This window comes from Micromonospora sp. RTBAU3-60 (assembly GCF_054963695.1).
In genome coordinates, this window is record NZ_JBUEGB010000001.1 from 90,617 (window position 1) to 112,717 (window position 22,101).

At 71.2% G+C, this 22,101-nt stretch carries 19 protein-coding genes; 7 read left to right on the forward strand and 12 right to left on the reverse strand.

Features of this window, described 5'->3' with window-relative positions; genetic code table 11:
• Positions 1-22 precede the first annotated feature (22 nt).
• The 7 genes from ACY34I_RS00375 to ACY34I_RS00405 are packed head-to-tail and all read right to left on the reverse strand — an operon-like array spanning position 23 to position 7,322.
• Positions 23-631, reverse strand: a complete 609-nt coding sequence (locus ACY34I_RS00375; RefSeq protein ID WP_462751288.1) for an alkylhydroperoxidase domain protein — start codon at positions 629-631, stop codon at positions 23-25.
• The gene (locus ACY34I_RS00380; protein ID WP_462751290.1) at positions 628-1,233 is read right to left on the reverse strand and encodes a CMD domain protein; all 606 of its coding nucleotides are present in this window, start codon (positions 1,231-1,233) and stop codon (positions 628-630) included. The genes ACY34I_RS00375 and ACY34I_RS00380 overlap by 4 nt, the downstream gene beginning before the upstream one ends.
• The gene (locus tag ACY34I_RS00385; RefSeq protein ID WP_462751292.1) at positions 1,230-2,267 is read right to left on the reverse strand and encodes a putative FMN-dependent luciferase-like monooxygenase; all 1,038 of its coding nucleotides are present in this window, start codon (positions 2,265-2,267) and stop codon (positions 1,230-1,232) included. The genes ACY34I_RS00380 and ACY34I_RS00385 overlap by 4 nt, the downstream gene beginning before the upstream one ends.
• Entirely contained in the window at positions 2,264-3,880 is a 1,617-nt protein-coding gene (locus tag ACY34I_RS00390) for a dipeptide ABC transporter ATP-binding protein (protein ID WP_462751294.1), read from the reverse strand. Before ACY34I_RS00390 ends, ACY34I_RS00385 begins: the two co-directional genes overlap by 4 nt.
• Positions 3,877-4,728 (reverse strand): ABC transporter permease, encoded by an 852-nt coding sequence (locus ACY34I_RS00395; protein WP_462751296.1) that lies wholly within the window; start codon positions 4,726-4,728, stop codon positions 3,877-3,879. Before ACY34I_RS00395 ends, ACY34I_RS00390 begins: the two co-directional genes overlap by 4 nt.
• Complete coding sequence (locus ACY34I_RS00400) at positions 4,725-5,669, reverse strand: ABC transporter permease (protein WP_462751298.1); 945 nt, start codon at positions 5,667-5,669, stop codon at positions 4,725-4,727. Before ACY34I_RS00400 ends, ACY34I_RS00395 begins: the two co-directional genes overlap by 4 nt.
• A 15-nt stretch (positions 5,670-5,684) precedes the next feature.
• Complete coding sequence (locus ACY34I_RS00405; RefSeq protein WP_462751300.1) at positions 5,685-7,322, reverse strand: TIGR04028 family ABC transporter substrate-binding protein; 1,638 nt, start codon at positions 7,320-7,322, stop codon at positions 5,685-5,687.
• 570 nt (positions 7,323-7,892) lie between these two features.
• On the opposite strand from ACY34I_RS00405, the gene ACY34I_RS00410 reads away from it, so the two are divergent.
• Positions 7,893-8,282 carry an MmcQ/YjbR family DNA-binding protein gene (locus ACY34I_RS00410; protein WP_462751302.1) on the forward strand — a complete coding sequence of 130 codons (390 nt, stop codon included), beginning with the start codon at positions 7,893-7,895 and terminating at the stop codon, positions 8,280-8,282.
• A 52-nt stretch (positions 8,283-8,334) separates the two neighbouring features.
• On the opposite strand, the gene ACY34I_RS00415 is transcribed toward ACY34I_RS00410, so the two are convergent.
• A complete protein-coding gene (locus tag ACY34I_RS00415) occupies positions 8,335-9,216 on the reverse strand; it encodes an alpha/beta fold hydrolase (RefSeq protein WP_462751304.1) in 882 nt (293 codons plus the stop codon).
• Between the two features lie 109 nt (positions 9,217-9,325).
• On the opposite strand from ACY34I_RS00415, the gene ACY34I_RS00420 reads away from it, so the two are divergent.
• From ACY34I_RS00420 to ACY34I_RS00430, 3 genes are all read left to right on the forward strand, one after another.
• The gene (locus ACY34I_RS00420; RefSeq protein WP_462751306.1) at positions 9,326-9,883 is read left to right on the forward strand and encodes a TetR/AcrR family transcriptional regulator; all 558 of its coding nucleotides are present in this window, start codon (positions 9,326-9,328) and stop codon (positions 9,881-9,883) included.
• A 66-nt stretch (positions 9,884-9,949) separates the two neighbouring features.
• Positions 9,950-10,393 (forward strand): MmcQ/YjbR family DNA-binding protein, encoded by a 444-nt coding sequence (locus tag ACY34I_RS00425; protein ID WP_462751308.1) that lies wholly within the window; start codon positions 9,950-9,952, stop codon positions 10,391-10,393.
• A gap of 187 nt (positions 10,394-10,580) precedes the next feature.
• Positions 10,581-11,591 (forward strand): alpha/beta hydrolase, encoded by a 1,011-nt coding sequence (locus ACY34I_RS00430; RefSeq protein ID WP_462751310.1) that lies wholly within the window; start codon positions 10,581-10,583, stop codon positions 11,589-11,591.
• A gap of 72 nt (positions 11,592-11,663) precedes the next feature.
• Here the strand turns inward: ACY34I_RS00430 and ACY34I_RS00435 are convergent, their stop codons facing one another.
• Positions 11,664-14,237, reverse strand: coding sequence for a M36 family metallopeptidase (locus tag ACY34I_RS00435; protein ID WP_462751312.1), 2,574 nt, complete (start codon positions 14,235-14,237; stop codon positions 11,664-11,666).
• A gap of 690 nt (positions 14,238-14,927) precedes the next feature.
• Here ACY34I_RS00435 and ACY34I_RS00440 point away from each other — a divergent pair.
• Entirely contained in the window at positions 14,928-16,643 is a 1,716-nt protein-coding gene (locus tag ACY34I_RS00440) for an LVIVD repeat-containing protein (RefSeq protein ID WP_462751314.1), read from the forward strand.
• 83 nt (positions 16,644-16,726) lie between these two features.
• Here ACY34I_RS00440 and ACY34I_RS00445 read toward each other — a convergent pair whose 3' ends face one another.
• On the reverse strand, positions 16,727-17,365 hold the full coding sequence (locus tag ACY34I_RS00445; RefSeq protein WP_462751316.1) for a DUF305 domain-containing protein: 639 nt from the start codon (positions 17,363-17,365) through the stop codon (positions 16,727-16,729).
• 430 nt (positions 17,366-17,795) lie between these two features.
• Here ACY34I_RS00445 and ACY34I_RS00450 point away from each other — a divergent pair, with 430 nt between their 5' ends.
• Positions 17,796-18,092: a phosphopantetheine-binding protein gene (locus ACY34I_RS00450; RefSeq protein WP_462751318.1), complete on the forward strand. Its 297-nt coding sequence runs from the start codon at positions 17,796-17,798 to the stop codon at positions 18,090-18,092.
• Positions 18,089-19,303 (forward strand): cytochrome P450, encoded by a 1,215-nt coding sequence (locus ACY34I_RS00455; protein ID WP_462751320.1) that lies wholly within the window; start codon positions 18,089-18,091, stop codon positions 19,301-19,303. Before ACY34I_RS00450 ends, ACY34I_RS00455 begins: the two co-directional genes overlap by 4 nt.
• A gap of 21 nt (positions 19,304-19,324) precedes the next feature.
• On the opposite strand, the gene ACY34I_RS00460 is transcribed toward ACY34I_RS00455, so the two are convergent.
• Entirely contained in the window at positions 19,325-20,848 is a 1,524-nt protein-coding gene (locus ACY34I_RS00460) for an amino acid adenylation domain-containing protein (protein ID WP_462751322.1), read from the reverse strand.
• Positions 20,845-22,098 carry a condensation domain-containing protein gene (locus ACY34I_RS00465; protein ID WP_462751324.1) on the reverse strand — a complete coding sequence of 418 codons (1,254 nt, stop codon included), beginning with the start codon at positions 22,096-22,098 and terminating at the stop codon, positions 20,845-20,847. The genes ACY34I_RS00460 and ACY34I_RS00465 overlap by 4 nt, the downstream gene beginning before the upstream one ends.
• Positions 22,099-22,101 lie beyond the last annotated feature (3 nt).

Genomic DNA, 22,101 nt, shown 5'->3' on the forward strand with positions numbered 1-22,101 from the left:
CGCTGCCTTTCTCAGGTCGCTGTCACGCGGTCGGCGGTGGGGTGGGCTCCCCGAGGGAGAGCATGAGCCGGTTGGCCCAGTTGAAGAAGGCTGCCGCGTGCAGGAGGTCGCTGATCGCCAGGTCGTCGAGGCCGACCGCGCGCAGCGCCTCGATGTGCTTGCCGCCCAGCGCGCTCGGTGTGGCCGTGAGCGCCGCTGCGGCGTCGACGAGCGCTTGCCAGCGCTCGTCCTGGGGCGCGTCGACGCCCTGGTCGAGCAGCCGCTGCACGTCCTGGGGGCGGTGGGAGTGGTGCGCGGCGAACCGGGCGTGCACGGAGGCGCAGAAGACGCAGCCGTTGCGGCGCGACGTGGCCGTGGCGGCGAGTTCCCGTTCCGCCCGCGGCAGGCCGCCGTTGGAGTTGTAGAAGATGTCCTTGTCGGTCTTCGTCCGGGCCTGCAGGATCTCCGGGTCGCGGGCGAGCAGCAGGAAGTACGGCGACTGGGCACGGGCCTTGTCGACCAGGGCCGCCCAGTGGACGTCGGTGAGTTCGGCCTCGGTGAGCGGGGCGAGCCAGGGCGCCCAGCCGAGCTGGTCCTGGGTGAAGGCGAGTGGCCGCTCGGCGGCGGGACGGTCGAGCACGGTGTCGGTCACGAGCGGGGTCCTTTCCGGGACGCGGCCAGCAGCCGGAGGCCGGTGACCACGCGGACCTGGAAGCTGAGGAAGGCGATGAGCTGCGACAGCGTCACCACGTCGGTGGTGCTCCAGCCGGCATCGAGGAGCGTCTGCAGCGCCTCGCGGCTCGCCTCCCGGGGGCGGAACACGAGTAGGTGGGCGTGTTCCAGCGCGGCGGCGAGGCGTGCGCCGAGGGCGTCTCGGTCCGCCGCTTGGTAGATCGGCCCTGCCACGCTCTCCGCGGCGTGCGGGCCAGGTGGATACGCGCCGTATGGGCCGGTGGTGCGGGCGGCGTCGACCTCCTTGGCGATCACCGGGGCCAGGCCCGGTGTGTGCTCCGCGAGCCTGGTGGCGTAGAACTCGGCGGTCGCGGGGTCCTGGTGCAGGCCGGTCACGAACGCCGCGACGGCCAGCCGTTCGGTGGCGCTGACGTCGCCGGGTAGGCGTGGCGAGAGGAGCGCCTCGTAGCTCGCCTGCGCGTTCCGGCGGGCGTCCGGCCGCCGGTGGCGTATCTCGTCGAGGTGGGATCCGGGCTCGATGCGGACCAGGTGGTCGATGACGTCGGTGAGGGATGTGCTCATGTTCTGCTCAGTTCTGTTGCGGGGACGGCGGTGGAGTTGGGCGCCCAGCCGAGGGCGGGCGCGACCTCGGTCGCGAGCAGCTCGATCGAGCGGAGGACAAGCGGATGCGGCGGGTCGATCGAGTGCACCTGGAAGACCAGGTCGGTCGCCCGTTCGAGGGTCGGGTCGGCCTGCAGGCTGGCGATGACGTCGTCCGGGGTGCCGAGGTGGACGTCGAACGCGGCGATGAGCTGCTCGACGCCTCCGTCCGGCACCGGGTGGCCCTTCGCCTTGAACTGCCGGGCGGCGCGGCCGAGCCCGGCTTCGGCGAGGCGCAGCGCCTCGGCGCGGTTGTCGGCGACGAACGCCGTACGCGACGCCATGATCCGTGGCGGCACGCCCTGCGGCAGGTTCTCGCGGTACGCGTCGACGATCGGGCGCTGGATCTCCGCCAGCGTCGCGTGCGGGGCGTCCTCGGTCCGTGGCTGGGTCCGCGAGAGCATCAGCCCGTTGCCGGCCTTTCCGGCGCGGACTCCCCCGCTCACCGAGAACGTCGCCTCCCAGACGGCGCCGAGCAGGCGTGGCGCCGCCGGGTAGAGGCGGCTTTCCGCGTCGCCGAGGGGGCGCCCCGACCAGGCGTCGACGAGCACGGCGAGGTGCTGCGCGTAGATGGCGGAGCGGTTCGCGCTGTCGTGCCCAAAGGCACTGAACGACGCGGGATTGCCACCGTTGCCGACGCCAACTTCGAGCCGGCCGCCGCTGAGCAGATCGAGTACCGCGGTGTCCTCGGCGACGCGGACGGGGTTCTCCAGCGGCAGCGCGATGATGCCGGTGCCGAGGCGGATCCGGTGGGTCTGCGCGGCGACGTGGCTGAGGAACACCAGCGGCGCCGGCAGCCCACCTTCGGCCTCGTCGAAGTGGTGCTGCGCCACCCACGCCGAGTCGAACCCATACGCCTCGGCGTACCGGATCTGCTCGGCGGCCAGCCGGTAACGCACGTCAGCGGGCGCGTCGTCGAGCAGCCGGGTGAAGAACCCGAGTCGCGGCCGGCTCACGCCATCAGGTCCGCGACGATGCCGGGTACGGCAGCCAGCAGCTCGCGGGTGTAGTCGTGCTGCGGTGTCTGGAAGACCTGCTGGGTGGTTCCGGTTTCCACGATGTGCCCTTTCCTCATGACCGACACGGTGTCGGAGATCTGCCGCACCACCGAAAGGTCGTGCGAGATGAACAGATAGGTGAGACCGAGTTCGCGCTGCAGCCCGTCGAGCAGGTCGAGAATCTGCGCCTGCACGGTCACGTCGAGCGCGGACACCGCCTCGTCGAGCACCAGCACCTGCGGGTCCACCGCCAGCGCCCGGGCGATCGCGACCCGTTGGCGTTGGCCGCCGGACAGCTCTCGTGGCCTGCGGTCGAGCACCGTCCGCGGCAGGGCCACCCGGTCGATGAGGTCCCGTGCCCGTCTGCCGCGGCCGGCCCGGTCGGCGAGCCGGAAATTGCGCAGCGGCTCGGCCACGATGTCCTCGACCCGTTGCCGGGGATCGAGCGAGCCGGCCGGGTTCTGGTAGACCAGCTGCACGCGGCGGCGCAGCTGGCGAAGTTCCTCGCCGCGCAGCCGCGCCACGTCCGTGCCGTCGATGGTCACCGACCCGGAGGTCGGCGCCGCGAAACGGACGACCAGGCGCGCCGTGGTCGTCTTCCCGGACCCCGACTCACCGACCAGGGCGTGGGTGGTCCCCCGCCGCACCTCGAACGACACCCCGTCGACCGCCCGGAACGGCGTGCGCCCCACCCGGAACTCCTTCACCAGATCGCGGGCGATGATCGCGTACGGCTGCTCGGCGGTGGAGCCGCCGGCGTCGGCGACCAGTGCCCGGAACGGCCGGGGCGTCAGCGAGGGGGCGTCCCGCAGCAACTGCCGGGTGTACTCGGCCTCGGGGTGGGCGAGGACGGCACGGGTCTCCCCCTGCTCCTCGATCCGCCCGTCGCGCATGACGACCAGCCGGTTCGACCGCTCGGCGGCGACGCCGAGGTCGTGGGTCACGAGGAGCACGGCGGTGCCGAACTCCGCTCGAAGGTCGTCGATGAGGTCGAGAATGCGTCGCTGCACGGTGACGTCGAGCGCGCTGGTCGGCTCGTCCGCGATGATCAGCTGCGGTTGCAGGGCGACGGCGATGGCGATGAGTACCCGCTGGCGCATCCCGCCGGACAGTTCGTGCGGATACTGTCGGGCGCGCAGCTCGGGATCGGGCAGCCCGACCCGGGCGAGCAGTTCGACGACCTGCCGCGGGATTGTGCGCCGATCGCCGCGCCGGTGGATACGCAGCACCTCGCCGACCTGGGCGCCGACCGTCTTGACCGGGTTCAACGAAGCCGTCGGATCCTGCGGGATCAGGCCGACCTGAACGCCGCGGACCGACTCCAGTCGCTTCGCGGACCAGCCGGCGATGTCCGTGCCGTTGAGCAGGATCTGGCCGGCGTCGACGGACCCGTTCGCGGGCAGCAGGCCGATGATCGCGTGTGCGGTGGTCGACTTGCCGGAGCCGGACTCCCCGACGATCGCGACGACCTGGCCCGGTTCGACGGCGAGCGAGAGGCCGCTGACCGCCCGGTGGGCCTGGTTGCGCGTGCGGTAGGAGACGTTCAGGCCGCGTACCTCCAGCAGGCTCATCCGTCCTCCCTGCCGATCGAGCGGCTGATGCGGCCGGCGGCGAGCACGACCAGGACGACGACCACGCCTGGCAGGGTGGTCAGCCACCACGAGGTGGCCAGGTAGTTGCGCCCCTCGGAGATGAGCAGCCCCCACTCCGGGTCCGGCGGTTTCGCGCCGTAGCCGAGGAAGCTGAACGTGGAGATGGCCAGGATGGCGGAGCCGAACTGCACCGCGGCGAGCGCCACGACGGGACCGAGGGAGTTGGGCAGCACGTGCCGCCACAGCACGCTGGAGAAGCGGGCGCCGCTGCCGAACGCGGCCTCGACGTAGTCGGCGCGCCGGACGCGCACCACCTCCGCTCGGGCGAGCCGGGCGAACGCCGCCACCGAGCCGATCCCGACGGCGATCGCCACGTTGATGGTGCCGGAGCCGAGCAGGATGATGGCGGTCAACGCGAGCAGCAGCCCCGGGACGGCGAGCAGCACGTCGACCACCCGCATCACCAGTTCGTCGAGCAGGCCGCCGACCGATCCGGCGAGCAGGCCGAGCAGCGTGCCCGCCGCGAGACCCACCGCCACGGCGACGAACCCTCCGGACAGGGAACGGGCCGAGCCGTGTACGACCCGGGCGAACAGGTCCCGGCCCAACGCGTCGGTGCCGAACAGGTGCGCGCCGCTCGGCGGCTGCAGCTTCTCCGCCGGTACGCCGGTGATCGGGTCGTGCCCGGTGAACAGGCCCGGCACGATCGCCCACAGCACGACGAGGGCGATGGCGAGCCAGGCGAGCACCAGCGCGACGTGAGGCAGCGGCGCCGTCAGCCGGACACGGGCCTTGGCGGGCCGGAGCACCGCAGGTTCGGCGGTCATGCGGGGACACCAACCTTCGCCGTCAGTCGCGGGTCCAGGACCGGGTACAGCAGGTCGACCACGAGGTTGACCAGCACGAACACGGTCGCCGAGAGCACCACGATGGCCAGCATCACCGGGGTGTCCTGGGCGGCGACCGCCTGCTCGGTGAGGCGGCCGATGCCGTTGCGGCCGAAGACGGTCTCGGTCACGACCGACCCGGCGATGAGTTCGCCGAAGGTGACCCCGGCGATGGTGAGCGTGGGCAGCAGCGCGTTGCGGGCGACGTGCCGCCAGAGGATCCACCGCCGCGACGCGCCCTTGGCGGCCACCACCGCGACGAACGGCTGCGCCTGGACCTGGTCGAGGCTGCGGGCCAGGACCTGGGCCAGCGGCGCCGAGATCGGTACGGCGAGGGTCAGCACGGGCAGGATGAGCTGCTCGAACTCGGTGCCGCCGATGATCGGCACCAGGTTGAGCTGGAAGGAGAACACCTGGATCAGCACGATGCCCAGCCAGAAGGTGGGGATCGAGATGAACAGGGGCGGCAGCGCCAGCAGTGCGCCGCGGAGCCAGGCCAGCCGGCTGTGGCTGGACACGAAGGCGACCGCGACGGCGATCAGCACGGCGACGAGGAAGCCGAGGGTGGCGAGCTTCGCCGTCGCCGGCAGTCCCTCGGCCAGTCGGTCGAGCACCGGGGTGCCGGTGTCGATCGAGAAGCCGAAGTCACCGTGCAGGAAGCCGTGCAGGGTGTGCAGGTAGCGGGCGACGGCCGGCTGGTCGCCGCCGTACAGCTGGCGGATCTGCGCGATCTGCTCCGGTGAGAGCCCCAGCTCGGGGTTCTGGAACTTGATCAGGATGGCGTCGCCGGGCAGCAGTTGCAGCAGCACGAAGCCGGCGGTGAAGGCGGCCCACAGCACGAGCACCGCCTGCCCGACGCGGAGGGCGAGATACCTGGTCATGAGCCGCCGTCCGCCCTACTTGTCCTTCTTCGACAGCCACACGTTGTAGAAGCTGGGTCGCGCGACCGCCTCGAAGCTGACGCCGTGCACGTACGGCGCGGCCCCGTACACCTGGGGTTCCTCGAACAGCGGGATCGCGTAGCCCTGGTCCACCACGTACCGCTGGATCTCGGCGACCTTCGCGTTGCGCGCGTTCTCGTCGACGAGGGCGGACTCCTCCTCCAGCAGCCGGTCGAGCTTCGCGTCGTTGGACAGCAGCACGTCCCGGTTCTTGGTGTGGAAGTGGCTCTTGATCACGTCCTGGTCCGCCCGGCCCACCATCGAGTGGGTGAGGGGCGTCTTTTCGGCGTTCTTGAGCTCCGCCGCCTGGGTGCCGGAGTCCGCGGGCCGGACGTCGAGCTTCACCCCGATCCGCGTCCACTGCTGCGCCACCAGTTCGAGGGTCTGCTTCGACAGCGGCTGCGGGCCGGAGACGAAGACGCTCAACTCCAGCTTGCGGCCGTTCTTCGCCCGGATGCCGTCGCCGCCCCGGACCCAGCCGGCCTGGTCGAGCAGCGCGTTGGCCTTGGCGGGGTCGTACGCGAGCTGCGCGGACAGGTCCACGTACCCGGCGGCGAGGTGGCTGAGCACCGAGGTCGCCACCGGGTAGCTATCGGTGAACAACGTCTCGACGACCTCCTTGGCGTTGGTGCCCGCCTGCAGCGCCTTACGGACGTTGACGTCCTGCAGCATGCTGTTGGCCGGGCGCAGGTAGAGCCCGTTGTTCACGCCACGGGTCGGCTCGGCGTAGATGCGGTAGCCGGCCGCCTTGACCGTCGCCTCGTCGTACGCCTGCACGTAGCGCACGTAGTCGGCCTGTCCCGACGTCAGCGCGCCCACCCGGACGTTGTCCTCCGGCGTCACGATGATCTTGATCTTGTCGAGGTAGGCGCGGCCCTGATGGGGGAAGGACGGCGGCGCCCAGTTGTAGTCCGGGCGGGCGGCCAGGTCGATCTCCTTGTCGATGACCTGGTTCGCCACCGTGAACGGGCCCGAACCGATGACGTTCTTGAGCTGGCACTGCTCCTCGTACGGCAGCGAGATGGTCTTCTTGGACACCAGACCCGCGCCGATGACGGAGGTGCCCTGCAGGAAGCCGGGCGACGGCTTGGTGAAGTGGAACTTCACGGTGCTCTTGTCGACGACCTCGCTGCGCTCGTAGTTGTTGACGAACTCGGCCACCGGAAGCTTCCGTTCCTTGTCGCCGAGGCCGTAGACGTCGTAGTTCGCCGCCACGGTCTCCGCGTCCAGCGGGCTGCCGTCGCTGAAGGTCACCCCGTCACGCAGGTGGAAGGTGTATTCGGTCGCGTCGGCGTTGACCTCCCACGACGTCGCGATCCAGGGCTCGATCTTGAGCGTCTTCGGGTCCTGCCAGGTGAGCTTGTCGGTGAGCTGGTTGAGCACACCGCCGTTCGGGTAGAAGCCCGCGGCGGGCAGGTAGAGGCAGCTCGGCGGCTGGTGTTCGAGATAGACGAGCGTGCCACCGTGGACGGGGTCGCCGACGTCCGTCACCTCGCCGGGCGAGCCCTGGCCGGAGCAGGCGGTGAGCAGCCCGGCGACGGCAAGGGCGGCAGCCCCGGCCGCCGCGGCGGACCGGAACCTGGATCGTGACATGCGTGATGGCCTTTCGTGCAGGCAGAGAAGGTTGCGCGGAGCGGAATGGCGGATTCAAGCGGTGAGCAACCGGCTCCCACCGGGGCCGCTTCGCGTGGTGGGCCCTGGTGGACAAGCCGGCACCGACCAGGAGGTGGCAGCCGCCGAAACGCCGTGCGGCGGGCGTGGCGACCTGCTGATGCGCTCGCGCGGAGACCGGATGAACCGGCGGCGAGGGCGGGTTCCTGGCTAGGCGATCAGCGGAGACACAGCGCGCTGCAGGTGCGCTGATGGTCGACGTAGCGCCGCACGACCAGGGAAGTCACGGTGAGCTTCCCGGTCATCTGGTGGCTGCTACGGATCATGGTCAGGAAGTTATCCCATAGGGTTGATAGGAAACAAGGCGCGCTCGCATCATGAGACGCACGAAACACCAGGCCGCCTGCCCGCCGGCTGAGTCACGCCTCAGCGGAACCGCTCCCGCGTCCACGCTTCCGCTCTCCGGGCGCACCACCAGGTCGCGCATCCACTGCCGCCCGGCCATGGCCTCGTAAGCTGAGGCCACCCGATCCGACCGCCCCGGGAGGCGACTTGGCCACCGATGACGAGAGCCTGCTGGACGAGATCCGCCGGACCTGCTCGGCCTTCCCGGAGGTGACCGAACGCCCCAGCCACGGCGCGCCGACCTGGTTCATCCGCGACAAGAAGTCCTTCGTCATGCTGTGGCCCGACGGGCACCACGACAACGACTTCCCCCACCTGTGGTGCGCCGCGCCACCCGGCGCCCAGCAGGAACTGACGGCCGCCAACCCGGAGGTCTATTTCCGGCCGCCCTACGTGGGGCACCGTGGCTGGATCGGGGTGCGGCTGGACCGGGACCTGGACCGGGCCGAGGTGGCGGAGGCGTGCGAGGAGGCGTACCGGGCGGTAGCGCCCAAGCGGCTGCTGGCCGAACTGGACAGCCGCCCGTCGACGCGCTAGCCCGGGCGCGCCACGTCAGCGCGGCCCGCACGCGACATGCGCCTGCCGGGGTTCACCCGGCGATGAGGGCGCGAACAGCGGCGGTGACCTCATCGGGACGTTCTTCCGGGAGGAAGTGCCCGCAGGGCAGGACGTGGGTGCGCAGGTCGGGCGCCCAACGTGCCCACACCTGCTGGGGGTCGAACGGCAGCACGATGTCGCCGGGATCCTGCCACATCGCCAGGACCGGCATCGTCAGCCGGCGGCCGGCGTCGCGGTCGGTCCGGTCGTGCTCGGTGTCGACGAACGCGCTGGCGCGGTAGTCCTGACAGATGGCGTGGATCGCTCGTGGCGTGCGGGCCGCGGCCAGGTAGGCGGACCGGATGTCGGCGGGGAACGCGTCCGGCGTGGCCGTCCAGGTGTCCAGGAAGTGCCCGAAGAACGTGTCCGGGTCGGCGGTGATCATCCGCTCGGGCAGGTCGGATGGTTGGGCGAGGAGGTACAGGTGGAACGCGAACACCCCGCCGGCGCCGTGGAGCGCGGCCCAGTTGTCGACCGTGGGGATCACGTCCAACACCGCGAGATGCTTGATGACCTCGGGGTGGTCGAGTGCCGCCCGGAAGGCGACCAGGGCTCCCCGGTCGTGGCCGACGACGCTGAACTGTTCGTGGCCGAGGGCGCGCATCATCGCGACCATCGTCTCGGCCGTGGCCCGCTTGGCGTAGTCGGCGGGGCTGTCGCCTCCGGCGGGCGGGTCGCTGGCACCGTAGCCGGGCAGGTCGGCGCAGACCACCCGGAAGTCCTCCGCCAGTGACGCGGCCACGTGCCGCCACGCCAGATGGGTCTGCGGAAAGCCGTGGAGCAGCAGCACCGGATGCCCGACACCGCCATGCACGACGTGCACACGCGCCCCGTTCACCGGCACCGTCTGCTCGATCAGACCAGGGATGCTCATTGCCCGCCCTTCAGCTGTACGGCGTCCAATTCGTATTGGACACCGTACAGTAGTGGTCGTGGAACGTGGACGCACTCCTGGCCACCGAGCCGGTCTCACCCGTACGGCGGTGCTCGGCGCGGCCCGCGAGCTGGTGACCGAACGCGGCTTGGCGGCCTTGACGATGCGCACGTTGGCCAGCCGGCTCGACGTCGCCCCGAACGCCCTCTACAGCCACGTGGCGAACAAGACCGCCTTGATCGACTACCTGCTCGACGACGTGCTCGCTGACGTCGAGGTGCCAGCAGCCGACATCGACGACCCGGTCGCCGGTTTGCACCAACTCATGGCCTCGACCTACACCGTGCTCCTGACCCACCCCGACCTCGTGCCGCACTACCTGAGCCGTCAGGGCGCTCACGGCCCCAATGCACATCGCCTCGGGGACACCACGACCACACTCCTGCGTCGGGCGGACGTCTCCGAACCGGCCGCATCCGAGGCACTTCGAGTTCTGATCGTCTACACGATCGGCTTCGCCGCGTTCACGAGTCGCCTGCCACCGGGAACCGGCACCGAGCACCAGCCGAGCGCCGCGGAGATGCTCGACAACTTCAAGCACGGCCTGGGCTGGCTTCTCACCGGCATTCAGCAAAGCCGACCCGCAGCCGGCCAGGCGCCAGCCTGAGTCCCGGGCGAGTCAGCGCGGCGACAGTCGGCGGAAATGTCGGAGGGTCGGGCTAGCGTGTCGTCCGTGACCAGCCCTGGAGACGTACCGCCCGAGCTTCTCGACCGGCTGCGGCCCATCTGCCTCGGGCTGCCGGAGACCTACGAGGAGCCGGCCTGGGTCGGCGTCCGCTGGCGCATCCGCACGCGGACCTTCGCCCACGTGCTCACCGTCGACCCCGACCATCAGATGGCGTACGCCCGCGCGGCCGGCACCGACGAGCCCGTCTGCGTCCTGATCTTCCGGTCGCCGGTGGACGAGGTGCACGCGCTCGTCGCCCACGGCGATCCGTTCTTCAAGCCCGACTGGGGCGCTGACGTCCTCGGCATGGTCGTCGACGGAGAGACCGACTGGGACGAGGTCGGCGAGCTGCTCACCGAGAGCTACTGCCTGCTGGCGCCCAAGAAACTGGCGGCGCAGGTCGTCGTCCCGGCCGCACAGCCCGGCCCCGGCCGCCCCGCTCGCGCCTGACCAGTCGTCCAGGAAGGAGCCGGTGCGGTGCGCTCTGCCCCGCCGCGCCGAAGCCACTCGTCGCGCGACAGCGGCCGGTCACCGCTCCCGCCTGCTCGCCGACCGCTCGTCCGCAGCGAATCACTTCGCCCCGTGTCATCGACAGGAAACGATCAGGTTCGACCTGTCACGGTCAGGAGGAGGAGTGATGAGCAGAGCATTCGCCCTCGGCATCGCCGTCGCGGCCGGGCTCGCGTTGGCCGGACTGTCCGCGCCGGCGGCCCCGGCCGCCGCATCCGCACCCGCCCAGGCCTCCGACGGCGCGTACGTGTCGCAGGAGACGACCGTCGGCCCGCGCCTGGTCGATCTCACAATCCAGTCGCCGGCGCTCGGCCGGGCCGCCAACGTACGCCTGCTGACGCCGGACGGGTGGGAGCAGCGGGCGCGCGGGGACCACTGGCCCGTGCTCTACCTGCTGCACGGCTGCTGCGACTCGTACGTCAGCTGGACCCGCTCCACCGACGTCGCCAGCATCCCGGAGCTCAGGGACGTGCTGGTCGTCATGCCGGAAGCCGGCGCCGCCGGCTGGTACAGCGACTGGTGGAACGGCGGCCGCGGCGGCGCCCCGGCCTGGGAGACGTTCCACCTGAGCGAGGTACGCCAGATCATCGAGCGCGGCTACGGCGCGGGCCCGAAGCGGGTGGTGGCGGGCCTGTCGATGGGCGGCTTTGGGGCGATGTCGTACGCGGCCCGTAACCCGGGCATGTTCCGGGCGGCGGCGTCCTTCAGCGGCGTGGTGCATCCGCTGCGGGATGCGTCGTACTGGTTGCCGTTCTTCGGGCGCACCGGGCTGGACCCGCACGCGCTCTGGGGCGATCCGGTGGCGCAGCGGGACGTCTGGCAGGACCATGACCCGTACTACCTGGTCAAGCGGCTGCGGCACACGGCGCTGTTCGTGGCCACCGGTGACGGCACCGCGGGCGGGCCGTTCGACGCGCCGGGTCGGACCGACAGCCTGGAGGCGCTGATCCACCAGGAGAACGTCGACTTCGTCGAGCAGCTACGCGAGCAGGGTGTCTCCGTGACGACCGACTTCTACGGCCCGGGCAGCCACAGCTGGCCGTACTGGCAGCGGGAGCTGCACCGGTCGCTTCCGATGCTGCTCGACGCGCTGGAGACGGGGCGCGGCGTGGCGACCCACGCCTTCGAGCGCCCCTGAGGTCGGTGCACAGACCGGAGGGAGCGTCCCGACCAGGGAACGCTCCCTCCGGTTTCCGGGGGTGCTACCGGTTCAGCTGGTGAACTTGAAGTAGGCGCGGTACTGGAATCCGTCGTCGAGGGTGAGGACGAACTCGCGGCAGGTGCCGGCCCAGGCGGGGTCGGTCTTCCACGGGTAGTTGTACTGACCGGGCGTGCTGACCGACATCGAGGATCCGCCCGGGTTGCGCGCGGCGACCGGGGTCGGCCGCGGGGTGGTCGCCCCGCCCGGGTTGACGGTCTTGAGGGTGTCGCAGTCGACCAACCGCGAGTACGGCGCCCCGGAGGCGAGGATGTCCAGCCCGCGGTCGGCGGCGAGCTTGAACTTCATCGGCACCGCGTCACCGGCGATCACGGTGTTGAGCGCCGGCTGCGCCGAGCGGCCGACGAAGTCACCCCGGCAGGACGGGTGAGTGTCGAACGCCTCGGTGTTGTCGTCCCGGGCGGTCGTGCCCTGCACGGCGCTGTAGCCGAGACCACGGCGGGCGAACGAACCCCAGATGATGCAGGCGTTCTCCCCGCCGGTGAGGGCCGCGTCGGCGGCGATGATCGCGTTGCGGGCGGTCACGAAGCCCGGGCCGCAACCCTGCAGCTTCAGCCCGTCGATGACCAGCTGCAGGGCCAGGTTGTTGCCGCCGGTGTTCCACGACTCGTAGATGTTCGGGTTGAACCCGTGCCGGTCGATCAGGTTCCACATCATGTCCCACAGCACGGAGGTCCAGCCGTGACCGATGCCGTGCGGGGCGGCGAGGGAGGTGCCGTTGAGCCAGCCGCCGGTCTTGATGCTGTCGTAGGTGAACGGCTGGATGTCCATGTTCCGCGAGTACGGGCGCGGGCGGATGCCGCCGCCGTGCCGGTCGTCCTGGAACAGCACGTACGGGCCCATGCCGCGCTGCCCGTCGGCGGTGTCGAACTTGGGGTCGAGCAGCAGGGTGAGCGCGACGTAGTCGCTCCAGCCCTCGCCCATCTGCTCCTGCCCGCTGAGGCAGTTGACGGTCGGGCCGCCGGTGAGCCGGTTCGAGATGCCGTGGGTGTACTCGTGGATGATGACACCGGCGTCGAGGTCGCCGTCCCGGATGCCGGGGTGGTTCGGGTGCTTACGCAACGAGCCGGTGGCGGTGCCGCCGGCGATGGCTGCCTTGATGGTGGCCCCGTCGGCCTGGGTCACGGCGACCGCCGGGATGGTGACCGGCGCCGTGGTCATGGATCCGGTGAGCACCGGCGCGGAACCGGTCGCGTTGTGGGCGACGACGAGGGCCTTGGCGCCGGCGGTCTGGGCGACCTGGGCGCGCTGCAGGTAGGTGCAGGCGGTGGTGCCGCCGTCGACCACGCTGATCCAGCCGCCCGAGGGCAGCGTGGCGGGGTACGCGGCCGCGGTGCAGCCGGTGCCGGCGTAGACGAACTGGTGTCCGGCCAGGCCGGCCGCCGTGGGCGCCGGGGTGAACCGCGACCACGACGCGTCGAACGAGCCGACACCGTCCACGACGACCTGGTTGGGGCTGCCGAACTGGGTGCCCGGCCACAGGTACATCTGCATCCGCGGCGTGCCCACGCCGTCCACCGCCGGCGTGGAGAAGTTCGCGTTGTTGGTGCCGCCGCCGTCGGCCGCCTCGGCGCGGACGTAGTCGGTGCCCGTACCGCCCCGGCCGTAGTTGTTGGCCTGGAAGTTGCCGGACGCCTCGTCGAAGCCGTACTGGTAGGTGACGTCGTGGATGATGTTGTTCCAGTAGAAGAGGTTGGCGGTCGCCGCGTCCCGGTAGTTCTGGGCGTGCTCGCCCAGGTCCAGCGGGAAGTCGAAGTTCAGGTTCGCTCCGCCGTCCGGGCTGCTGCCGAGGTCGGCGGCGTTGTTGTTGTCCTGGTCCTGGTAGGCGTGGACGTTGTTGCCCTGGGTGATGGTGTGCTCGGCGCCCGGGGCGCCGTCGGTGTCGTGCCAGCCGTGCGGCGACGCGGCTCCGTCCGCCGGGTTGGTGACCAGGGTCCGGGGGCCGTCGTTCGGGCTCTCCTTGGGGGCGTTGAACACCCGGTAGCTCGACCCGTCCTGGACCGGGTTCGGCGTGCTGGGGTTCGCGTCCTGGAGCCGGGGCGTCGACGTCGCGGTGCGGCCGAGGTTGCTGGCGATCTCTTCCGCGTTCTCGTGGGTGGTCCAGTCGTCGGCGTTGAGCAGTTTGCCGGTCTGGGCGTCGATGCTGGCGTTCCACAGGTGGGTGTCGGAGGAGTCGTCGATGACCAACTGCCACGCCAGGCGCAGCCCGTCGTCGGTGGGCTGCCAGCCCAGCTTCGCCGGGATCGGCTGATCCGAGATCCCACTACCGGACACCACCGTGCGCTGCGCCGCGCCGGCGCTGCGGCTCATCACCTTCGGGCTGGCCGGCTCCGCCAACTCCAACGCGTCCGCGGCGGCCTGGACCGCCTCCACCGCGTCCAACGACGCCGCGCCGGCGGCCTTGTCCGACAGGCCGGACACCAGACTGTCACCGACGAAGACGACACTGCCGTCCCGGGCGACGCTCACCGTCGCCGTCGCCCCGAACACGTCCAGATCCTGGTACCGCTGCGCCAGGTTCACATGCGTGACCCCGTTGTGCCGACTCGTGTAACTCGACGCCACCGCCAGATCGGACACATCGGCGGCGGCCACACCGTAGTCACCCGGATGCGCCCGCACATAGGACAGCGCGATGTCGTTCGGTGCGCCCTCGTTCGGGCCGGTCAGAAAGATCGGATTCTTCGGACCAGCCCCATCAGGCTCAGCCCAAGCCGGTCCCGACGCCAACGTCGTCACCGACGCGACCAAGGTCGTGGACAGCAACAACGCAGCGCTGCGACGACCACGGGACGGACGCCAATGCACAGGCACCGTAGCTCCTTTCGGGGGTTGGAAAAGACAGCACGGAGCACCGATCCACCACCGCCACCCAGGCGGCCCGCCGCGCCCATCCACGGCACCCGCCCGACAGTCACGTTCGGTAACCAAACCCGTGCGAGGTGAATTGCATCGACGCTACGGTGCCCTCCACAGGCCGATCATCCGACGACTGGCGAAAGATTGGGACCGGCAGGTCCTACGCCTGTCGTGACCTGCAGGATCACGCGGAGATAAAGAGTCGAAGTTGCCTTCGCAAATATGTGCATACCTCGCGCGGCCTTCTTGACCAACGACCGATCGTCGGTACGGTCCTTACTCACACGACGCGTCCTCCCACCATTCGGACCTCGCGTCAGTCCTTCGATCGGAAGGCGGCACATGACACACCAACCAACTACTAGATCACGCAGAGGCCGGCAGGCACTCGGCCTGATGGCCGCGGGGCTGCTCATGGCCGCCGCCGTGCCCGGCACGGCGTCGGCGGCGGAGCCCGATCCACGCATCGGACTCGGCGCCGGCTGGCTCGACGCCCAGTCGGCGATCAGCAACCTCGAGCACGTGGCGCACAGTGACAAGCCGGCGGGTTTCGTCGACCCGACGAACCCGGGTAACGGCGGGTTCTACAACTCGGACCTCGCCTTCAGCGGCAAGTACGCGTTGTCGGGCAACTACAACGGGTTCAACATCATCGACGTCTCCAAGCCCACCGACCCGACCGTGGTCACCAGCGTGGTGTGCCCCGGCGGGCAGGGCGACCTCTCCGCCTACGGCAACCTGGTCTTCATGTCGGTGGAGGAGTCGCGCGGGCGGGTCGACTGTGGCACCAACGCCAGCGTCGGCACCCGGTTCCAGGGCGTCCGGATCTTCGACATCAGCGACGTGCGCAACCCGGTGCAGGTCGCGGGCGTCCAGCTCTGCCGCGGCTCGCACACGCACACCGTGGTGACCGACCCCAAGGACCCCAACAACATCTACATCTACGTCTCCGGCACCACCTCGGTGCGGCCGGCGACGACGATGGAGGGTTGCAACAACAACGCCGCGGACGGTGAGAACCCGTCGCGGTGGCGGATCGACGTCATCAAGGTGCCGCTCGCGGCACCTGAGCAGGCCGCCGTCGTGAACCAGCCGCGGCTGTTCCAGGACCCGGAGACGGGCCGGATCGACGGCCTGCAGAACGGGCCGCAGACCCCCCGGCACCCGTCCGGCAGCACCTGGTCGCCGACGCCGAACACCAACGCCTGCCACGACATCACCGCGTACCCGGAGATCGGGCTGGCCGCCGGCGCCTGCCAGGGCAACGGCATCCTGATCGACATCTCGGACCCGGCCAACCCGCGCCGGATCGACGAGGTCGCCGACCCGAACTTCGCGTACTGGCACTCGGCGACGTTCAACAACGACGGCACCAAGGTGATCTTCACCGACGAGTGGGGTGGCGGTAGCGGTGCCCGCTGCCGGGACACCGACCTGCCGGAGTGGGGCGCCAACGCCATCTTCGACATCGTCGACCGGAAGATGAAGTTCGCCAGCTACTACAAGCTGCCGGTTCCGCAGACGCTGCAGGAGAACTGCGTGGCGCACAACGGGTCGCTGATCCCGGTGCCGGGTCGCGACATCATGATGCAGGCCTGGTACCAGGGCGGCATCTCGGTGTTCGACTTCACCGACTCGAAGAACCCGCACGAGATCGCGTTCTTCGACCGGGGTCCGGTCAGCCCGGACCGGCTCGTGCTCGGCGGGTTCTGGTCGGCGTACTGGTACAACGGCAACCTCTTCGGCAACGAGATCGCCCGCGGCTTCGACGCGTTCAAGCTGACGCCCAGCGAGCACCTGTCGAAGGCGGAGATCCAGGCTGCCTCCGAGGTGCAGCTCGGCCAGTTCAACGCCCAGGGCCAGCCGAAGGTCAACTGGACGCCGAGCTTCGCGGTGGCGCGTGCCCACTACGACCAGCTCGTCCGTGCCGACGCCCTCGGTCACCCGCTGAAGTCCCAGGTCGACATGTTCCTGCAGCGGGCCGAGCGGTTCTCCGCCAACGGCCAGCGGGACGCCGCGGTGTCCCAGTTGCAGGAGATCGCCGGCAAGCTGACCGCTTCGGAGCAGCAGAAGCTGAAGCAGGCGATCCTGGACCTGGCCGGATCGCTGTAATCCGTCCCTGATCGAAGGGCACCTCGGCTCGAACCTCCCGAGCCGAGGTGCCCTTCACCGTTTGTGCCTGAGCCGGGCGGGGGTCAGCCCATCTTGGCCAGCATCTCCTGCATCCGCTGGATCTCGATGCCCTGGTCGGCGTTGACCTCACGGGCGAACTGGTCGCTCGCCGGTTCGAGTCCACCGCCGGTGGCGTAGAGCTCCTCCACCATGGCCAGCGCGCCCTGATGGTGGCGGATCATGAAGGTGAGGAACAGCCGGTCGAACTCCGCGCCGCGCGCCTGCTTGAGCTGGTCGAGCTGCTCGGCGGTGAGCATCCCCGGCATGAGCTTGTCGTGGCTGGCGTGCGCGTTCGGCCCGCTGCTCGGCACGTTCCGCTCCGCGAGCCACCGCTGCATCCGCGCGATCTCGTCCCGCTGCGACACGTCGATCCGCTTGGCGAGCAGGGTCACGTCCGGGTTGGTCGTACGCCCCTCCAGGAGCGCCGCCATCTCCAGAGCCTGCGCGTGGTGCGGGATCATCCCCTGGATGAACAGGCTGTCGGCCGCGGTGAACCCGGGCGGCGAGACCTGCGACAGGTCGTTGCCGGACAGCGACCTGCCCGGTTGGCCCGGCGCTCCCGGCTGCACCACGTGCGCGCTCGGCGGGCGATACGACGGGTCGTCACGGTTCGCCCAGAGGGCGACGCCCACCCCCGAGCCGACGACGACCGTAGCGGCCACGGCGGAAATGACCACGCGACGAGACAGGGGCATGACTCACGTACCAATCCGGGCTTGAGCTGCGCGTCAGTGAACGCCATAGTGCCTCATGTCCGCCGCCCTCACCAGGTCACGAAACGGCTACACCACCCGGCAGGCACGGCCCGGTGGATGGCCGAGTCACCCGAACGACCGATGCCGGTCCACAAGGGGCCGATCAAGGGTCGCGCCTCGCCGGGGTGCGGGGGATCTGCGGGTACGCCGGGATGAACCGGGGGTCAGCGGCCGGGACCGGCCAGGCGCGAACGTGTTGCGGCCGGACTACGCGTACGGACAGCCGCGACCGGCCTGAACAAGCCCGAACGGACCCGAACGGCGGTCGCCTTGCTCGGTCACCCGCGTCGAGCCGAGGCTGGGATCGGCGCAACCCGAGCAGGGAGGTAACGACGGAATGAGCGACGTTTCCCGGGACGAGCTGGCGGTCGCCTCGACGTACGTGGCACCCCGATCCACCGTCGAGAGCCGGCTGGCGGAGCTGTGGAGCAGCAAGCTCGGGGTGTCCCCGATCGGGGTGCAGGACGACTTCTTCGAACTCGGCGGCGACTCGCTGCTCGCCGCCGACCTGCTGATGGACATCTACCACGACCTCGGCGTCGAGATCGACGCGTCGGTGCTGTTCCTGACGCCGACCATCGCCGACCTGGTCGAGGCGATGCCGGCGGCCGAGCCCGAGGCGATCCCCCGGTGACGGCCTCCGTCGACCCGGATCTGGTGGACCTCTCCGATGCCCGGCTGTTCGCACACGGCGAGCCGCACGAGCTGTGGCGGGCGATGCGCGCGCGTCGACCGGTCCGCTGGCAACCCGTCGCGGGCCGGACCGGGTTCTGGGCGGTCACCGGCTACGCGGACGCGGAACGGGTGCTGACCGACCACGCCGGCTTCACCTCCACCCGTGGGGTGTTCCTCAACGTGCTGGGGCGGGGGGAACCCGCCAGTGAGCTGCAGTTCTCCGCCAGCGACCCGCCCCGGCACGGCGACCTGCGCCGGCCGGTGCAGCGCGAGATGACGGTCCGGGCGGTACGGCGCCACACCGAGTCGTTGCGGGCGGACATCGTCCGCCTGCTCACCCCCGCCCTCGACGGTGGACCGGTCGACTTCGCCTCGATCACGAGCGCGCTGCCGACCGCGATACTCGGTCCCCTGTTCGGCATCCCCGCCGCGGACTGGCCACGGCTGGCCCGGTTGGTCGGGATGTCGGTGGCCGAGGACGACCCGGGCTACCGGTTGCCGGAGGGCGTCGAGGAAACCCTGCAGCGGGCGCACCGGGAGCTGTTCGGCTACCTGCTCAACCTGGTCCTGGCGCACCGGCGCCGCCCGCGCGGCGACCTGGTCGACGTACTGGCGTCGATGACGGTGGACGGCCGGCCGTTGAGCCCGGGCGCGGTCGTGGCGAACTGCTACAGCCTGCTGCTCGGCGCCAGCGCGGCGATCCCGCACGTGCCGAATGCGGCGCTGCTCGAGTTGGCCCGCACGGGCGGTTACGCTGAGTGGGCCCGGCAGCCGGAGCTGCTGGACTCCGGTATCGAGGAGGCGGTGCGCTGGGCCGCCCCGGCCCGGCACTTCCTGCGCTGCGCCACCCGGGACACGCAACTGGGCGACGTGACCGTCGCAGCCGGTGATGCGGTGGTCGTCTGGATCAGCTCCGCCAACCGCGACGAGCGGGTGTTCGCCGACCCGCACCGGTTCGACGTCCGGCGCACGCCCAACCGGCACCTCAGCTTCGGCGACGGCCACCATTACTGCATCGGGGCACCGCTCGCGCGGCTGACCTTGCGCACCTTCTTCACCGAACTGTTCCGCCGATTCTCGGCGTTCGAACCGGCCGGCGCCGTCGAGTACGTCCAGTCGGCGTGGCTGGCGGGCATCCGGCGGCTGCCCCTGATCGCCACCCCGCGTTAGGTGCTGTCGCGCGGTCGGTCCTCAGCTGGCCTCGTCGGGACGCCGCCGTGGTGCCTCGTGCACCTTCCCCAACACGTCTCCTGATCGGTACGCCGGGCCTCGGTCGCCGGCTGCCCACCGGTTCAACGCGCCGCGGTCGAGTTTGCCGTTGGGCTGGGTGGGCAGCCGGTCCAGAACGACCCAGCGGGCCGGGACGGCCACCGCCGGCAGCCGGTCCAGCAGATACGCCCGCAACGCCCGGGTGTTCACCGGCTGCTCCGCCACCAGGAAGCCGACCAGCCGCGCCGGGTCGTCGCCGGACCGGCCGACGGCGGCGGCCGTGACGCCGGGGTGGCCTCCGATCGCCTGCTCGATCTCGGCCAGCTCGATCCGGACACCGCCGAGCTTGAGCTGGTCGTCGACCCGGCCGTGGAAGCGCAGCAGGCCGTCGGGGCCCACGCTGGCCAGATCCCCGGAGCGATGCGGTCCGGCGCCGCTCGCCACGCCGGGTCCGTCGATCCAGATCTCGCCGATCATCCCCGGCCGCACCGGTCCCCCACCTCCGGGCGTCCGCAGCGTCACGGTCGCCCCCGGGATCGGGACGCCGATCGGCACCGTGGCCGCCGCCCCGTCGGCCGGGGTGCACCGGTGCACGGTGCTCCAGACCGTGCACTCGGTCGGCCCGTACTCATTGTGCAGCGCGGTATCGGGCAGCACGGCGAAGTGCCGGGCGACCAGGGCGGGCGGGCACACCTCACCCGCGACGACCACGGTGGTGAGGCTGGCCAGCCGCGCCGGGTCGGCCGACCTGAGCAGCAGCGCGTAGAGCGAGGGCACCATCAGCAGGTGCGACGGCCGGTGCCGGGCCGCCGCGCGCTGGACCGCGACCAAGTTCGCCGGCCGGTCGCTGGGGATGATCAGCCGGCCCCCGCTGGCCAGGGTCCAGAAGATACCCGCCACCGAACTGTCGAACGCGATCGACGAGCAGAGCAGGAAGCCGTCGACCGGGTCCGGGTAGTACGCCAGGCGGACCGCCGTCGAGTAGGCCAGCGCGGCCGCCGGCACCGTCACCGGCTTGGCCTCCCCGGTCGTACCGCTGGTGAAGTACGTGTACGCGGCGGGCCCGCGGACGGGATCATCCAGCGGCCCGGCCGCGTCGGTGGCCGGGCCGACCGGCACGGTCCGCCACGGCCCGGGCGGCGACGGAACGCCCGGCTCGGCGAGCACCAGCTTCGCCCCGCTCAGCCGGAACGTGCGCCGCTGCCGCTCGGGCGGGAACGCCGCGTCGACCGGGACGTAGCGCCCGCCGGCCCGCAGCACGGCGAGCAGGGCGGCGACGGCCCAGCCGGAGAGCCGGGCGTGGACGAGGACCGGCTCGCCTTCCGACAGGCCCTGACCGCGCAGGTCGGCGGCGATCCGGCGGGTCAACCCGTCGAGTTCGCGGTAGGTCAGCGTGCCCGCCGGATCGACCACGGCGGGCGCCGCCGATCCGGACCGCAGGTGCGGCTCCAGCAGGTCGAGGATGTGCGCCGGGTACGCGAACGCCGCGGCGGTGCTGGCCGTCACGACCGCACCAGCCGGTCGAGTCGGTCCGCGTAGCAGCTCACGAGGTGGTCGATCGTGTGCCGGGAGAACAGGTCGGCCCGGTAGCGCATGGTCCCGGTGTAGCCGCCGTCGGCGTCCTGCTCCAGCCACGCCACGAGACCGTTGACCGGGATCACCGGGCCGCCCAGCGGCAGCCCGGCGGGCAGCCGGACCGGCCGGTACGCCAGCGGCCCGGCCGCCGGTACCGGCGGCACCTGGATGACCTCGAACTGGGCGCTGACCGGCCCGCCCGGGGCGAAGAAGCGGGCCGCCTCGGGCAGGCTCGACACCAGGTCCGCCAGCGGCATCTCCCGGGTGAACGCGGTGGCGAAGGCGCGGTGCACCCGGCGCAGCGTCTCCCCCGGTGCCGGGTCGCCGCTCAGGTCCACCCGCACCGGCAACGCGTTCATGAACAGTCCGACGGTGTCCCAGTCGGACCGGCCGCGGCCGTAGGTCAGCACCGGCACGGTCAGGTCGGTGGCACCGGTGACCGCGCCGAGCGCGCCGACGAAACCGCTGAGCAGCAGGACGAACGGCGAGGTACGCAGCGCACGGGCGGCGGCCCGCAGCCGCTGGTCGGTGACGGCGACCGGGAAGCGGATCTCGGACGTGCGGGGCGGCCCACCAGGCTCGTCGGCGCCGAGCGGCAGGCCGGGCACGTCGGTCAGCGTCTGCCGCCAGTGATCCGCCAGCCGGGTGCGCTGCTCGTCGGTCACGGCGCGCGGCACCGGCACCCGGTCCGGCGACGCCTGCACCGGGTCGTCATCGCGCTCGCCGAGCCGGTCGGCGTAGCCGCGCAGCAGGTCGGCGATGAGGATCCGCATCGACCAGGGGTCCGCGGCGGCGTGCTGGGCCACCAGCACGAGCGTGGCGTCCGTGGCGTCGTGCCGGGCCAGGAACGCCCAGAGCAGCGGCACGGATCCGGGCGGGTAGCTGCCGGCGACGATCGTGTCGATCAGGCGGTCCGGGGCCACCTCCACCAGCGGCACCGGCGCCGGTGGTGCCACCCGCGGGCCGGGCGCGTCGGGCCCGAGCACGGTTCGCAGCGCCTCGTGCCGCACGACGAGCCGGTCCAGCGCGTCCCGCAGCGCCGGCACGTCGAGCGGGCCGGCGAGTCGGTAGCCGCCGAGGCAGACGAAGCGTGGCCCGAGGACCATGCCCGGGGCGACCTCATCCACCCAGGCCAGGAGCCGTTGCGCCGGGGACAGCGGAACGGTGAGCTGTTCGTGCATGGC

Coding starts and splice junctions, on each gene's coding strand:
- ACY34I_RS00380 (WP_462751290.1), bottom strand. CDS start 1,233: ATGAGCACATCCCTCACCGACGTCATCGACCACCTGGTCCGCATCGAG.
- ACY34I_RS00390 (WP_462751294.1), bottom strand. CDS start 3,880: ATGAGCCTGCTGGAGGTACGCGGCCTGAACGTCTCCTACCGCACGCGC.
- ACY34I_RS00395 (WP_462751296.1), bottom strand. CDS start 4,728: ATGACCGCCGAACCTGCGGTGCTCCGGCCCGCCAAGGCCCGTGTCCGG.
- ACY34I_RS00400 (WP_462751298.1), bottom strand. CDS start 5,669: ATGACCAGGTATCTCGCCCTCCGCGTCGGGCAGGCGGTGCTCGTGCTG.
- ACY34I_RS00405 (WP_462751300.1), bottom strand. CDS start 7,322: ATGTCACGATCCAGGTTCCGGTCCGCCGCGGCGGCCGGGGCTGCCGCC.
- ACY34I_RS00415 (WP_462751304.1), bottom strand. CDS start 9,216: ATGAGCATCCCTGGTCTGATCGAGCAGACGGTGCCGGTGAACGGGGCG.
- ACY34I_RS00430 (WP_462751310.1), top strand. CDS start 10,581: ATGAGCAGAGCATTCGCCCTCGGCATCGCCGTCGCGGCCGGGCTCGCG.
- ACY34I_RS00440 (WP_462751314.1), top strand. CDS start 14,928: ATGGCCGCGGGGCTGCTCATGGCCGCCGCCGTGCCCGGCACGGCGTCG.
- ACY34I_RS00450 (WP_462751318.1), top strand. CDS start 17,796: ATGAGCGACGTTTCCCGGGACGAGCTGGCGGTCGCCTCGACGTACGTG.
- ACY34I_RS00465 (WP_462751324.1), bottom strand. CDS start 22,098: ATGCACGAACAGCTCACCGTTCCGCTGTCCCCGGCGCAACGGCTCCTG.